Origin of the sequence: Streptomyces changanensis, from assembly GCF_024600715.1 — a bacterium.
In the GTDB taxonomy this organism is placed as follows: domain Bacteria; phylum Actinomycetota; class Actinomycetes; order Streptomycetales; family Streptomycetaceae; genus Streptomyces; species Streptomyces changanensis.
Genome location: NZ_CP102332.1, coordinates 4417861 through 4432551 on the forward strand (window position 1 = coordinate 4417861; position 14691 = coordinate 4432551).

8 protein-coding genes are annotated in these 14691 nt (G+C 74.8%); 5 read left to right on the top strand and 3 right to left on the bottom strand.

Going from position 1 to position 14691, the window contains the following annotated elements; genetic code table 11:
- Nucleotides 1-391 precede the first annotated feature (391 nt).
- The 3 genes from NRO40_RS19770 (at nt 392) to moeZ (ending at nt 3355) form a co-directional block, all read left to right on the top strand.
- Nucleotides 392-1351 carry an NAD-dependent epimerase/dehydratase family protein gene (locus tag NRO40_RS19770; protein WP_058940640.1) on the top strand — a complete coding sequence of 320 codons (960 nt, stop codon included), beginning with the start codon at nt 392-394 and terminating at the stop codon, nt 1349-1351.
- Nucleotides 1339-2091 (top strand): spherulation-specific family 4 protein, encoded by a 753-nt coding sequence (locus NRO40_RS19775; protein WP_058940641.1) that lies wholly within the window; start codon nt 1339-1341, stop codon nt 2089-2091. The genes NRO40_RS19770 and NRO40_RS19775 overlap by 13 nt, the downstream gene beginning before the upstream one ends.
- A gap of 85 nt (nt 2092-2176) precedes the next feature.
- Complete coding sequence (gene moeZ, locus NRO40_RS19780; RefSeq protein WP_058940642.1) at nt 2177-3355, top strand: adenylyltransferase/sulfurtransferase MoeZ; 1179 nt, start codon at nt 2177-2179, stop codon at nt 3353-3355.
- A 192-nt stretch (nt 3356-3547) separates the two neighbouring features.
- Here the strand turns inward: moeZ and NRO40_RS19785 are convergent, their stop codons facing one another.
- The 3 genes from NRO40_RS19785 to NRO40_RS19795 all read right to left on the bottom strand — a co-directional run bounded on the left by NRO40_RS19785 (nt 3548) and on the right by NRO40_RS19795 (nt 10145).
- Nucleotides 3548-5137: an alpha/beta hydrolase gene (locus NRO40_RS19785; protein ID WP_058940643.1), complete on the bottom strand. Its 1590-nt coding sequence runs from the start codon at nt 5135-5137 to the stop codon at nt 3548-3550.
- 226 nt (nt 5138-5363) lie between these two features.
- On the bottom strand, nt 5364-7178 hold the full coding sequence (locus NRO40_RS19790; RefSeq protein ID WP_408057089.1) for an alpha/beta hydrolase: 1815 nt from the start codon (nt 7176-7178) through the stop codon (nt 5364-5366).
- Between the two features lie 135 nt (nt 7179-7313).
- Nucleotides 7314-10145: a flippase-like domain-containing protein gene (locus NRO40_RS19795; protein WP_058940645.1), complete on the bottom strand. Its 2832-nt coding sequence runs from the start codon at nt 10143-10145 to the stop codon at nt 7314-7316.
- A 140-nt stretch (nt 10146-10285) separates the two neighbouring features.
- Here NRO40_RS19795 and NRO40_RS19800 point away from each other — a divergent pair, with 140 nt between their 5' ends.
- Both NRO40_RS19800 and NRO40_RS19805 read left to right on the top strand, forming a co-directional pair.
- Entirely contained in the window at nt 10286-10768 is a 483-nt protein-coding gene (locus tag NRO40_RS19800) for an MGMT family protein (protein ID WP_058940646.1), read from the top strand.
- An 82-nt stretch (nt 10769-10850) separates the two neighbouring features.
- A complete protein-coding gene (locus NRO40_RS19805) occupies nt 10851-14558 on the top strand; it encodes a UvrD-helicase domain-containing protein (RefSeq protein WP_079046820.1) in 3708 nt (1235 codons plus the stop codon).
- The last annotated feature ends 133 nt before the right edge of the window (nt 14559-14691 follow it).

A 14691-nucleotide genomic window follows, 5' to 3' on the forward strand; every position in this document is an offset into this window, starting at 1 on the left:
GCTCATGCCCATGACCCCGCACTGCCCCGGAAACCCCACCGGCCACCCGCCCCCGAAGGCCACGCGTCACCCCAGCGTCACGGGCCGCCCCAGCGCCACGACCCGCCCCGGGGCCCCGACCCACCCGCAGGCCACGGACACCCCACCGGCCACGGACACCCCGCCGGCCGTGCGCGCCCCACCGGCCACGCGGCCGCCGGGCGTCACCCCGGCCGCCACCGCTCCACCCGACCCACCGGCCCACCCCTCCACGTCCCGCCCCACCCGGCCTTCGCGCACCTCTCCCCACCCCCGCCCCGCATGCGACCCGACACCCCCAGAGCACCGAGGAGACACACGAGATGACTTCCCGACCCCCCGCCACGGCCGACCTGTGTGAAAGGGGCGCACGATGAGGGTGCTGCTGCTCGGCGCCACGGGATTCCTCGGCCGCTTCGTCGCCGACCGGCTGCTCGCCGACCCGGCGGTGCATCTCACCGCGCTCGGCCGCCGCGACGACTCCGACGTGCGCTTCGACCTCGCCAACGGCAGTCCCGGCGCGCTCACCCGGTTCCTGGACGCCGTCCACCCCGGCGTCGTCATCAACTGCGCCGGCGCCACCCGCGGCGGCGCCCGCGAGCTGACCCGGCACAACACCGTCGCCGTCGCCACCGTCTGCGAGGCCCTGCGCCGCAGCCGCTGCGGCGCCCGCATGGTCCAGGTGGGGTGCGCCTCCGAGTACGGCCCGTCCCAGCCCGGCTCCTCCACCGCCGAGGACTCCGTGCCCCGGCCCGGCGGCCCCTACGGCGTATCCAAGCTCGCGGCCACCGAACTGGTCCTCGGCTCCGGCCTGGACGCCGTCGTGCTGCGGGTCTTCTCACCGGTCGGCCCCGGCACGCCCGCGGGTTCGCCGCTCGGGCGGCTCGCCGAGGCCATGCGCCGGGCCATGCAGTCCGGTGACGCCGAGCTGAGGCTCGGCGGCCTCGGTGTGCAGCGCGACTTCGTCGACGTACGGGACGTCGCGCGGGCCGTGCACGCCGCGTCGCTCTCCGCGGCGCAGGGCGTCGTCAACATCGGCACCGGCCGTGCCGTACGACTGCGCGACGCGGCCGCCGTCCTCGCCCGCGTCGCCGGCTACACCGGCGCCCTCCACGAACTGGACGGCCCGCCGACCCGCCCCGTCATCGCCGCGCAGCGCGCCGACTCGGTCACCGACCACGCCCCGGTCGCCCCGCACCCGTACCCCGACGGCTGCGGCGCCTGGCAGCAGGCCGACGTCCGCACCGCCCGCGACCGGCTCGGCTGGCGGCCCCGGATCAACCTGGAGGAGTCCCTCGCCGACATCTGGATGGAGGCGGCGTGCCGCATCTGACCAGGACCGGCACCAATCTGTCGGCCACCGGCGCGGAGCGGCTCGGGTTCGGCGTCCCCGGCTACGCCCACCCGCTCCTCGCGCCCGTCGAGTGGGCGGAGCTGACCCGGCCGGGCGCCCCGGTGCACTGGGCCGTCCTCAACGTCGCGGACGGCCCCGGCGTCCGGCCCGACCCCCACTGCCTGGAGGCCGCGGGCCGGCTGCGCAACGCCGGCATCCGGATCCTCGGCCTCCTCGACCTGGTCGGCGGCGCCCGCCCCTTCGGGGACAGCGTCTCCGAGGCCCACCGGTACCTCGACTGGTACCGCGTGGACGGCTTCTTCCTGGACCGCTGTCCCACGGAGCGGGCAGACCTGCCCGCGGCGCGGCGGCTGACCGCGACCCTGGAGTCCGTCCTCGACCGGCCCGACGGGTGCCACCTGGTCCTCGGGCACGGTCGTCACCCGTACCCGGGATACGCCGAGATCGCCGACCAGCTGGTCACCTTCTCCGGGCCGTGGACGGAATACCGCTGGTCACAGGTGGCGGAGTGGACCGCCGACCACCCGCCGGAGCGGTTCGCGCACTTCGTCCACGGGGTGCCGCGCACCCACCTGGACGAGGCGGTGCGGATCGCCCGGTGGCAGGGCGCGGGGACGATCTTCTTCACGGACCGCACCGGACAAACCGACCCGTTCGCGGCGCTGCCCGGCTACTGGGACGAAATCGTCTCGCAGATCGGACCAGGTGTCTCGGAATGAGAAGGGCCGTGGCAGTGTTACGGGACATGTAGTCCCCGCCCGCGCGGGGGTAGTCCCGTACTGACATACGACCAACGGAGTCCCCGTGTCGCTGCCACCCCTGGTCGAGCCGGCTGCCGAGCTCACCGTAGACGAGGTCCGCAGGTACTCCCGCCATCTGATCATCCCGGACGTCGGGATGGACGGACAGAAGCGGCTGAAGAACGCCAAGGTGCTCTGTGTCGGCGCCGGCGGTCTCGGCTCGCCCGCGCTGATGTACCTGGCCGCGGCGGGCGTCGGCACGCTCGGCATCGTGGAGTTCGACGAGGTCGACGAGTCGAACCTGCAGCGCCAGATCATCCACAGCCAGGCGGACATCGGCCGCTCGAAGGCGGAGTCGGCGCGTGACACGGTCAAGGGCATCAACCCCTACGTCGACGTCATCCTCCACGAGGAGCGGCTCGAGGCCGAGAACGTGATGGAGATCTTCGGCCAGTACGACCTGATCGTCGACGGCACGGACAACTTCGCCACGCGCTACCTCGTCAACGACGCCTGCGTGCTGCTGAACAAGCCGTACGTGTGGGGCTCGATCTACCGCTTCGACGGCCAGGCGTCGGTCTTCTGGTCCGAGTACGGGCCCTGCTACCGCTGCCTCTACCCGGAGCCGCCGCCGCCGGGCATGGTCCCGTCCTGCGCCGAGGGCGGTGTCCTGGGCGTGCTCTGCGCGTCCATCGGCTCCATCCAGGTCACCGAGGCGATCAAGGTCCTGGCCGGCGTGGGCGACCCGCTGGTCGGCCGGCTGATGATCTACGACGCCCTGGAGATGCAGTACCGCCAGGTCAAGGTCCGCAAGGACCCGGACTGCGCCGTCTGCGGGGAGAACCCGACCGTCACCGAGCTCATCGACTACGAGGCCTTCTGCGGCGTCGTCTCCGAGGAGGCCCAGGAGGCGGCGGCCGGCTCCACGATCACTCCGAAGCAGCTCAAGGAGTGGATCGACGACGGCGAGAACATCGACATCATCGACGTCCGCGAGGTCAACGAGTACGAGATCGTCTCGATCCCCGGCGCCCGGCTGATCCCGAAGAACGAGTTCCTGATGGGCAACGCCCTCCAGGACCTGCCCCAGGACCGGAAGATCGTCTTGCATTGCAAGACGGGTGTCCGCAGTGCGGAAGTCCTGGCGGTGCTGAAGTCGGCCGGGTTCGCGGACGCGGTGCACGTCGGCGGCGGCGTCATCGGCTGGGTCAACCAGATCGAACCCGACAAGCCGGTCTACTGACCTGACCGCCCGCCCGGGCCCAGGGGGCCGGACCGCTCGGTCCGGCCCCTTTGCCGTCCCCGGGCCCCTGCCGTGCCGTGCGTGCGCGTGCCGTGCCCGTGCCCGCTCCAGCGCGGGCGGGGCGGGGCACGGGACGCCGGGGCGGGAGGCCGGGGGTCCGGTGGCCGGGGTGGGGCGTCGCGGGCGGGTGGGTCAGGAACAGGTCGTGCCGTCCTGGGGGACCTTGGCTCGGAGCAGGTAGTCGTCGACCGTCCGCGTCACGCAGGGCGACGAGCCGTACGCGCCGTGCCCCTCGCCCTTGTTCGTGACGAGCACGCCGACGCCGTCGCCCAGACCGTCCGCCATCCGGCGGGCGCCCTCGTACGGGGTCGCCGGGTCGCCCGTCGTGCCGACCACCAGGATCGGGCCCGCGCCCGGTGCGCTCACGTCCTGCGTCGAGCCCTCGCCCTTCACGGGCCAGTCCGCGCACCAGCCGGCCGTGTCCCACGCGAGGAACGCGCCGAACACCGGCGATATGCGGCGGAACTCCGGCAGCAGTGCCTTCGCCTCGGCGGCCGTCGGGCGCTGGTCGCTGTCGGCGCAGGAGATCGCCCGCTGCGCGTGGCTGTCCGTGCCGTAGCTGCCGTCCGTGTCACGGTCGTTGTACATGTCCGCCAGGCGCAGCAGGGCGTCGCCCCGGCCGTCCTCGGCCTCCTCCAGCGCCTCCGTCAGCAGCGGCCAGCTGCTCTCCGAGTACAGCGGCAGGACGATGCCGGTCAGCGCCAGGCCCTCCGTCAGCTTCCGCCCACCGGTCGTGGGCAGCGGCTGCCCGTCGAGCCGCTCCAGCAGCCGGGCCACGCGCGCGGTCCCGGCGGCGGCGCCCTCGCCGGTCGACGTGAAGTAGTTGTTCAGCGCCCGCTGGAAGCCCGTCGTCTGGTGCCGCGCGTGACCCTTGGTGTCGGCGGTCGGGTCGACCACCGCGTCCAGCACCGTCCGGCCGGCGTTCCCCGGGAACAGGTGCGCGTACGCCGCGCCGAGCTGTGTGCCGTACGAGACGCCGAAGTAGTGCAGCTTCGCGTCCCCGAGCACGTGCCGCAGCACGTCCATGTCGCGGGCGGTGTTGCTGGTGGTGACGTGGGCGATGAGCCGGCCCGAGCGGCGGGCGCAGCCGGCCCCGAAGTCGGCGCCGTCCTTCAGGTACGCCGCCTCCTCGGCCGGCGTGTCCGGTGTGAGGTCCGCGCGCGCCTCGGACGCGGCCTGCTCCTCGTCGGAGCGGCACACGACCGCCGAACTCCCGCCGACGCCGCGCGGGTCGAAGCCGACCAGGTCGTAGCGGGCGTTGAGCGCGTCGTAGTCCGGGGCGAAGTCCGGCAGCATCTCCACCCCGGAGGCGCCGGGGCCGCCGAAGTTGAACAGCAGCGAGCCGATCCGCCCGCTCCGGTCGCGCGCCTCCTTGCGGATCAGCGCCACCGACAGCGTCTCGCCCTGGGGCTTCGCGTAGTCCAGCGGCACCTTCACGCTCGCGCACCGCCACGACGCGCCCGGCGCGTCACCGCCCTCCGGCGCCTCGCACGACTGCCACTTCGGCTTCTGGCCGGTCAGCGAGGCCGGCAGGGTCGGCATCCCCGCCGTAGTACCGGGCCGGCCGGGCGCAGTGCTCGCCGACCCGCCCGGCGTCGCGCCGCTCCCGCCGCTCGCGGCACCGCCACCGCTCCCGCCGTCCCCGGCCTGGCAGCCGCTGGCCAGCCCGGCCACCACGGCCGCCGTGGCCACGATCGCCACGGCTCGTACACGCATCGTCATCCGTCCCCCAGAGCTTCCCGGACGAATCCGGCACCCCACCTGTGGAACGCCATCGTAGGTGCCGCCACCGTCGGCCCTCCCGGCCTGTGGAAAACCCTGGCCGGCGGACATCTCACGGACCCCGTCGCACCCCGCACGGACCGGCTGCCCGCTCACGGACGGACCGCTCATGGACGGATCGCTCACGGATGGACCTCCCGCGGACGATCCCTCCTGCATCGGCCGCTCACGGACAGACCGTGCCGGATGCCGGGACCTTGCCGGAGAGCAGGTACGCGTTCACGATCCGCTGCACACAGGCGTCGCCGCCGTTGTACGCGCCGTGGCCCTCGCCCCGGTACGTCACCTCGATGCCGATGCCCTTGCCGAGCGCCTTCGCCATGGCCCGCGCGCCCGCGAACGGCGTCGCCGGGTCGCCGGTGGTGCCGATCACCAGGATGGGCGGCGCGCCGGGCGCGGCGACGTCGGGGTGGTCCCAGGTGCCCGGTACGGGCCACTGGCCGCACGAGAGCAGCCCCCAGGCCAGGAAGTCGCCGAAGACCGGCGACGCCGCGCGGAACTCCGGCAGCTTCTCCCGTACCTGCTCCGCGGTGAACCGGGTCTTGTCGTCGACGCAGTTGATCGCCGCGTTCGCCGCCTGGAGGTTGGTGTAGCGGCCGCTCTCGTCGCGGCCGTTCATGGAGTCGGAGAGGGCCAGCAGCAGCGCGCCGTTGCCGCCGTCGGCCTCGTCGAGGCCCTGTTCGAGGTACCGCCAGTACTCCTTGGAGTACAGGGCCTGCGCGATGCCGTTGGCGGCCTGCGTCTGGGTGAGCCGGCGCTCGCCGATCCCGCGGATGGGCCGTTCGTCGAGCCGCGCCAGCAGGTCCACGACGAACTGCTCGATCTCCGCGGGCGTGCTGCCGGGCAGGGCGCAGTCGTCACCCTGGTCGAGGCAGTCGCGGGCGAAGTTGCGCAGCGCCAGCTGGAAGCCCTTCGCCTGGCCGAGCGACCCCGGCACGGCGGTCGCCGTCGGGTCGACGACCGCGTCGAACACGGCCCGGCCGACGCGGCGCGGGAACAGGTGCGCGTAGACGCCGCCCAGTTCGGTCCCGTAGGAGATGCCGAAGTAGTACAGCTTGTCGTCGCCCAGTACGCGCCGCATGAGGTCCAGGTCACGGGCCGCGTTGCGGGTGCCGACGTACGGCAGCACCTCGCCGGACCTCTCCTCGCACGCGTCGGCGTACTCCTTCAGCCCGTCCCGGAGGGCCTTCACCTCGCCGGCGTCGTCGGGCGTGGCGTCTTGGGCGTAGAAGGCGTCCAGCTCGCGGTCGTCCAGGCACTCCACGCCGCCGCTCTGCCCCACCCCGCGCGGGTCGAAGCTGACCAGGTCGTAGCGGGTGCGCAGGGCCGCGTAGTCGGGTGCGAACGACGGCAGGGCGGAGATGCCGGAGCCGCCGGGGCCGCCGAAGTTGAAGACGAGCGACCCGATCCGCTTCGCCCCGTCCCGGGCGGGGGCGCGGATGAGGGCCAGCTCGACGGTGTCGCCGCCCGGCTTGTCGTAGTCCAAGGGCGCGTCCATGAAGGCGCACTGCCACTTCGTGCCGTCCGGCAGCGGCGACGGCGCGGTGGCACCGCCCTCGGCGGCCGTGGGAGGCGTGCACGGCTTCCACGTCAGCTTCTGCGCGGCGAGCTCGTCCAGCGTGCCCCGGTCCGCGTCCGCGCCGTCGTCCCCGCCGCCGCAGCCCGCCGCGGTACCGGCGAGGAGGACGGCGGCGGCGAGCACCGCGGTCCGCCGCCGCGCGTCGGCGGTACGTCCGGCATCATCCCTGGTACGCCCGGCACCCGTGGTACGTCCGGTACCCGTGCTACCCCCGGCCCCCGTGGTAGGCGCCGTACCCGCGGTGGACGCCGCCTTCGGGACCGGCATCGCTCCCGCGGTACCCGCCCCGGCGATGCGCGCCGTGCCCCCGGTGCGCGCCGTGTCCGCCGTACGCGCCGTGTCCGCCGTACGCGCCGTGCCTGCGGTGCGCCTGGTGCGGGAGGTACGCCAGGGGGCCGACATGCGCCAGAGGGCGGTCGTGCGCCGGGGGACGCGAGAGGTGGGCATGCGACCATCGTCGGCGTGCCCGAGCCGGCCCGCCCGTGACGGGCGCCCATGCGGGTGGCGGCCCGCCGCCCCGGCAGGCCCCGGCGCCCCCTACAGGGCGCCCTTGCGCGTGAGGTGGTTGAACGAGAACCACCCCGGCAGCACCGGGAGCCACAGCGTCAGCAACCGGTACAGCAGTACCGCGGGCGCCGCGACCTCCTTCGGCACGCCCGCCAGCACGAGACCGGCCAGGAGCGCGCCCTCGACCGCGCCGATACCGCCCGGTGTGGGCGCCGCCGAGCCGATGGCGTTGCCCGCCAGGAAGACCACGGCGAGGCTCGCGTACGTCAGCGGCTGCGTGCCGCCGGTGAACGCCCGGATCGACGCGTCGAGGCACAGCACGAACATCGCCGTCAGCAGCAGCATGCCGCCGATGCCGGTGGCCAGCTTGACCGGCCGCTGGAGCACGTCCAGCATGCGCGGCACGACCCCGGCGAACAGCGACCGCAGCCGCGTCGAGACGAACTTGCGCAGCACCGGGACCGCCGTCACGACCAGCGCCAGCACCGCGATCGTCAGCAGTCCCGCGATCACACTCCTGGACGGCGTGAAGTCGTCCTGCGACCGCTCGGTGCCGGTCAGGTAGCCGAAGGCCAGCAGCAGCATGACGTGCGCGCCGAGCCCGAACAGCTGGGAAGCCCCGACGCTCGCCACCGCCAGGCCGGGGCGGACCCCGGAGCGCTGGAGGAACCGCGTGTTCAGCGCCACACCGCCGACCGCCGCCGGGGCGACGATCTTGACGAATGACCCGGCCACCTGCGCCACCACGGTCCGCGCGAACGACACCCGCTCGGGGACGAACCCGAGCAGGCTCATCGCCGCCGCCACGTAGCTGAGCGCCGAGAAGACGACCGCCGCGGACACCCAGGCCCAGTTCGCCTCGCTGATCGTCGACAGCGGGATGCTGGCGATCTGCGACAGCAGGAAGTACGCCGCGATGGCGCCCGCGATGAGGCTGATGAGGGTGCGCGGCCTGATCCGCTCCAGCCGCACCGGCTCCACCGGGGCCTGCGGCCTGATCTTCAGCACCTGGCGGCGGATCTGCGCGAGGAGGTCCTCCTCGCGCGCCCCGTGCAGCGCGTCCTCCAGCGCCCGCTTCTCGGCCTGCTTCTCCGCGCGGACCGCCTTGCGCTCGGCCTTCCCGTCGGCCTTGCCGCCCACCTCGCCGGTGGCCGTGGACGCCTCCAGACGGGCCTCCTTCGCCGCCTGCGACGCCGCCAGCACCGCCTCGCGCTCCCGCTGCGAACGCTCCCGGGCCAGCCTGCGCAGCGTGGCGCGGCTGGACCGGCTCAGGGCGATCGGCTGGAGCAGCGGCAGACAGTCCGCGACCTTGTCCGGGCCGAGCACGGCGACGGCGGCCGCGACCGCGCGCTCCGCGCCGACCCGCAGGCCCAGCGTCGTGAGGAGCTGCGCGGTGTCCATGCGCAGGACCAGGTCGCCGGCGGCGATCTCCCCGCCGCGCAGGTCCGTGATCACGACCTTGCCGGAACGATCCACCAGCAGGGCGTCGCCGATCAGCCTGCGGTGCGCGATGCGCCGCGACTGCAGCGCCCGCACCTGCTCCCAGCACCCCCGCACCACCGCGTCGGTGATCTCCTCGTCCGCCAGTGAGTCCAGGGAGCGGCCCTCCCGGTGCTCGTACACGAGCATCACGGCGTCCGGGCCCAGCTCGGAGGTGGCGATCAGCTTCGGCGCGTTCGCGCCGGCGGCGATCGCCGCGTACGCGAGGAGGGCCTCCTGCTCCAGCGCCTGGCGCAGCGACTGGATGGACCGGCGGGTGGTGATCCCGCGCAGGGTCAGTCGGCGCCACACCCGGTAGAAGAAACCGTGCGCCTGTTGTTCCCGGTCCACGACCGTCACGTCGAGGGGGGAGCCCTCCTCCAGGGTGACCAGGTAGCGGCGTCCGCGGTCCCCCTGTTCGGCGGTGTCCGGCACACCCTCCGCGCGCATCGCCGACACCGGCCGGAAGCCGACGTGGCGCAGGCCCGCCAGGAGCGTCTGCCCCGTGGGCCGGACGTTGGGGGAGCCGACCGTGTAGAGCGTGCCGTACGCGACCGTCCACCCGATCAGGACGGTCAGGATGATTGACAGGGGCGTGGTGTACCCGGCGACCAGCATGGTGAAGGCGTCGAGCAGCAGCACCACCCACAGGATGATCCGCCAGCGCGGCCTGCGGGCCATGCCGACCGCCGACATGTAGGCGATCACCGGGGCCAGGTAGCCGTGCACGGGATCGGTCAGCCCGCCGCCGCTCTGCGGCTGCGTCAGCGCCTCCTGGATGGCGAGCGGCGCGGCCCTGGCCACCCACAGATCGGTGGCGAGGGTCACCCCGTGCGCGAGGACCGCGGCGAGTACGCCGTCCGCGATGCGCAGCCCGTCCCGCTTGATGAGCCGCTCGATCGCGAACGCCACGGGGACGAGCAGCACGGCGATGCTGGAGACCAGACCGGCGACCTTGACGAAGACGGCCGGCGCCTGACCGGTGCCCTTGTTGATGTCCTGTTCGAGGCCCGAGGTGGTGCCGCTGGCGAAGGCGGCGATACCGATGACGACGATGATCGCGAGGACGCCGACGAGCAGGCGGAGCAGGTCGGAGGGGCGGTGCACGCGCGCGGCGAGCAGCGGTTCGTCACCGGAGACGTCGTTGTGCGGCTCGGCGAGGGCGTCCGGACCGTGCGGGGCGCCGGGGACCGGGGGGCGTGAGGGCTCCTCGGGGACCGGTGCGGGAGCGGGGGCGTCGGTGGGTCCGGTGGGGCCGGCAGCGTCGGGTACGCCGGAGTCGCGCGGCGCCGGGCCGTCGGAGTCCGGTCCGCCGCCGCCCGCCGGGGCGGCGTTCGGGTGCGGCTCGGCGCCCGGAGCGCTCGCCACGTCGGGAGGCCGCACGTCCCGTCCCTTCGCCTTCTCCGTGGGGTCGTCTTCTCGATCTCGTATCACCAGTCACCGCCCGGAAGATGGTGGCATGACCGGGAGGTGGGGGAGAGCATCAGGGTGTGGTGCCCGCCTTGTCGCACCCGTGGTGCAGGATGGAGCGGATGACTTCCGAGGACCACCCCGACCGGCTTCCGGAGTACGCCGAGCGCGTGCTGGAGGTCGCCGAGCTCATCCCACCCGGCCGGGTGATGACCTACGGGGACGTCGCCGAATGGCTCGGCGAGGGGGGCCCGCGCCAGGTGGGCCGGGTCATGGCGCTCTACGGCGGATCGGTCCCCTGGTGGCGCGTGGTGCGGGCCGACGGCCGGCTGCTGCCCGGCCACGAGCACCGCGCGCTCGGCCACTACCGCGCGGAGGGCACCCCCCTGCGGGACCCGGCTCCCGTACGGGACGGCGCACCGCTGCGGGCCGCCGCCCCCCTGCGGGAGGGCGGCTCCTCGCGGGGCACCGCGCCGGAGCGTGGCACGGCCGCGTCCGTGCCACGCCTGGACATGCGGCGGGCCCGGTGGGACGGGGACACCGGTGCCGGCAGCGGTGACGCGGGCGACACCGGGCATGCGATGGCTCACAATTGACAGCTTCCGCCATACGGCGGGGCCGCGCCCCTTCTCCACCGCACCCTCACCCTCAGCACACCCTCCAGGACCGGCGATCCACGTGAGTTCCTCCTCCACCACCCGGCGCGCGCCGTACCAGGACCAGGTACGGGCGGGTGCCCCGGGCGCGTACCGGCTGGTGCGCACCCCGCCGGACCCGATGGCTCCTCCTCTCCTGGACGCAGCCCAGCGCGGGGTGGTTGACCACGCCGGGGGACCGCTCCTCGTACTCGCCGGGCCGGGCACCGGCAAGACCACGACGCTCGTCGAGGCCGTGGCGGCCCGCGTCGCCCGGGGCGCCGACCCCGAGCGGATCCTCGTCCTCACCTTCAGCCGCAAGGCCGCCGTCGAGCTCCGCGACCGGATGGCCGCCCGCCTGCCCGGCGCGCGCGCCCCGCAGGCGACGACGTTCCACTCGTACTGCTACGCCCTCGTCCGCGCCCACCAGGACGCGGACCTGTTCGCCGAGCCGCTGCGCCTGCTGTCCGGCCCCGAGCAGGACGTCACCGTCCGCGAGCTGCTCGCCGGCCAGCTCGACCTGGAGCGGGAGGGCCTGGCCCGCGTCCACTGGCCCGACGAACTGCGCGCCTGCCTGACGACGCGCGGCTTCGCCGACGAGGTGCGCGCCGTGCTGGCCCGCTCCCGGGAGCTGGGCCTCGGTCCGCGCGCCCTCGCCGCGTTCGCCGCCCGCACCGGCCGGCGCGACTGGGCGGCGGCGGCCGACTTCCTCGCCGAGTACCTGGACGTCCTCGACATGCAGGGCGTCCTCGACTACGCCGAGCTGGTCCACCGGGCCGTGCTCCTCGCCGACCGGGTGGAGCTGCCCCGGTACGACGCCGTCTTCGTCGACGAGTACCAGGACACCGACCCCGCGCAGGTGCGGCTCCTCCAGGCGCTCGCCGGGCGGGGGAGCACCTTGTGCGCGTTCGGCGACCCCGACCAGTCGATCTACGCCTTCCGCGGCGCCGACGTCAACGGCATCCTCGACTTCCCCCGGATGTTCCCCGCCCCCGACGGCAGCCCCGCGCCGGTCGCCGTGCTGCGGACGTCGCGCCGTTCCGCGTCGGCCGTCCTCGACGCCACCCGGCTGCTCACCGCCCGGATGCCGCTGCCGCGGCTCCCCGCGGGGGCGGCACGGGCCCACCGTGATCTGGCGGCGGTACGCGACGGCGGCCGGGTGGAGGCGTACACCTTCCCGACCGCGTCCACCGAGCTGGACAACATCGCCGACATCCTGCGCCGCGCCCACCTGGAGGACGGCGTCCCGTGGAGCGACATGGCCGTCCTCGTCCGCGCGGGCGCCCGCTCCCTGCCCTCCCTGCGCCGGGCGCTCACCTCGGCGGGGGTCCCACTGGAGACGGACGGCGCGGACGTCGCCCTCCGCCACGAACCGGCGGTCGCGCCGCTCCTCACGGCCCTGCGCGTCACGGCCACGGCGGCGCTCCCGACCCGAGCGGCACCGGCGGCGGCGCGGCCGGCGGCGCCCGAGCCGCAGCAACAGGACGTCCCGAAGCCGGCCGGGGCGCCGCATGGCGCCGGGACGTCCGGCCCCGGGACGTCCGACGGCGGCAGTTCCGGCCCCGGGACGTCCGACGGCGGCAGTTCCGACGCGGAGCCGTCGGGAGCAGAGCCCTCCGGTACCTCCCCGCCCGGCGCCAAGGTGCCCGGTAGCGAGCACTCCGGTACCGGGCCCTCCGGTACGGATCCCTCCGATACCGCTCCGGCCGGTGAACAGCCGTCCGACTCCGAGCCGTCCGACTCCGAGCCCTCCGGTACCGCTCCGTCCGGCGACGAGCCATCCGACTCCGACCCGTCCGGCTGCGACCCGTCCGACTCCGAGCCCTCCGGCCCCGACCCGTCCGGTGCTGCCCGGACCTCCGGCGGTGACGCCGCGCCCTGGCTGGACAACGAGACCGCGCTCACGCTGCTCACCTCCCCCGTCGGCGGCATGGACGCCGCCGACCTGCGGCGCCTCGGCCGCGCCCTGCGCGACGAGGAGCGCGCGGCGGGCAACAAGGTCCCCCCGCCCTCCGACGACCTCCTCGCCCGCGCCCTCGCCGAACCCGAGCGGCTCGTCGCGCACGACCCCGCCTACGCGCGCGGGGCGCAGCACCTGGGCAGGCTGCTGCGCGAGACCCGCGAGCTGCTCGCCGCCGGAGGTACGGCCGAGGAGGCCCTGTGGCACCTGTGGAACGGCACGGGCTGGCCCCACCGGCTCCACCGCGCCGCCCTGCGCGGTGGCCCCGCCGGCCGCAACGCCGACCGGGACCTCGACGCCGTGTGCGCCCTGTTCGACACCGCGGCCCGCGCCGAGGAGCGCACCGGCGGGCGCGGCGCCCTGAACTTCCTCGCCGAGCTCGAAGCCCAGGACATCGCCGCCGACACGCTCTCCAAGCGGCAGGTCCGCCCCGACGCCGTACGGCTCATGACCGCGCACCGCTCCAAGGGTCTGGAGTGGAGCCTGGTGGTCGTCGCCGGGGTGCAGGAGGGCCTCTGGCCCGACCTGCGCCGCCGCGGCTCCCTCCTGGAGGCCGACCGCATCGGGCGCGACGGCCTCGCCGAACCGCTCACCCCCGGTGCCCTCCTCGCGGAGGAGCGCCGCCTCTTCTACGTCGCCGCCACGCGCGCGCGTGACCGGCTCGTCGTCACCGCGGTGAAGGCCCCCGCCGAGGACGGCGACCAGCCCTCCCGCTTCCTCACCGAGCTGGGCGTCGAACCGAAGGACGTCACCGCGCGCCCACGCCGCCCCCTCGCCGTCTCCGCGCTCGTCGCGGAGCTGCGCGCCACCACCGTCGATCCGGACGCCTCGCCCGCCCTGCGCGACGCCGCCGCCCGCCGCCTGGCCCGGCTGGCGGCGCTCGCCGACGACGAGGGGCAGCCGCTCGTACCGGCCGCCCATCCGTACCGCTGGTGGGGCCTGTACGAGCCCACGCGCGCCCCGGCACCGCTGCGCGACCGCGACCAGCCCGTCACCCTCTCCGGCAGCGCCCTGGACCAGCTGGCGAACACGTGCGCCCTGCAGTGGTTCCTGGGCCGTGAGGTGAAGGCCGACGCCCCGGCGACCGCCGCCCAGGGCTTCGGCAACGTCGTGCACGTCCTCGCCGACGAGGTCGCGTCCGGCCGGACCCCCGCCGACCTGGCCGTCCTCATGGAGCGCCTGGACTCCGTCTGGGACGCGCTCGCCTTCGACGCGCCCTGGAAGTCCGCGCAGGAGAAGGAGCACGCGCGCGTGGCTCTGGAGCGCTTCCTGCGCTGGCACGTCATGGACCGCGGCGGACGCGCCCCCGCCGCCACCGAGCACGGCTTCGACGTCACCCTGGAGGCGGGGGAGTACGCGGTGCGGATCCGCGGTTCCATGGACCGCGTCGAACGCGACGAGGAGGGCCGCGCCTACGTCGTCGACTTCAAGACCGGCAAGCAGACACCGACCAAGGACGAGGTCGCCCGCCACGCCCAGCTCGCCGTCTACCAGCTCGCCGTCCGCGAGGGGGCGCTCGACGAGGTGTTCGACGGACGCCGCCCCGAACCGGGCGGCGCCGAGCTGGTCCACCTGCGTCAGGCCGCCCCCAAGAAGGAGGGCGGCGACGTCCTGCCGCGCGTGCAGTCGCAGGAGCCGCCGGCCGAGGAGTGGGTCTCCGACCTCCTCGCCACCGCCGCGGGGCGCGTCCTCGACGAGCGCTTCACCCCCACCACCGGTCAGCACTGCACCACGTGCGCCTTCCGTGCCTCCTGCAGCGCCCGCCCGGAGGGCCGCCACATCGTCGAGTGAGACGGGGAAGGCCCGCCCCGACGGCGAGCACAGCCCCCAAGGGCGACGGCCCCAAGGCGTCGGCACCCGCGGCCGGCGTCCACGGGCCGGCACCCACGGGCGCAAGCCCCGAGGTGACGGCACCCGAGGGATG

Coding starts and splice junctions, on each gene's coding strand:
- NRO40_RS19770 (WP_058940640.1), top strand. CDS start 392: ATGAGGGTGCTGCTGCTCGGCGCCACGGGATTCCTCGGCCGCTTCGTC.
- NRO40_RS19785 (WP_058940643.1), bottom strand. CDS start 5,137: ATGACGATGCGTGTACGAGCCGTGGCGATCGTGGCCACGGCGGCCGTG.
- NRO40_RS19790 (WP_408057089.1), bottom strand. CDS start 7,178: ATGTCGGCCCCCTGGCGTACCTCCCGCACCAGGCGCACCGCAGGCACG.
- NRO40_RS19800 (WP_058940646.1), top strand. CDS start 10,286: ATGGAGCGGATGACTTCCGAGGACCACCCCGACCGGCTTCCGGAGTAC.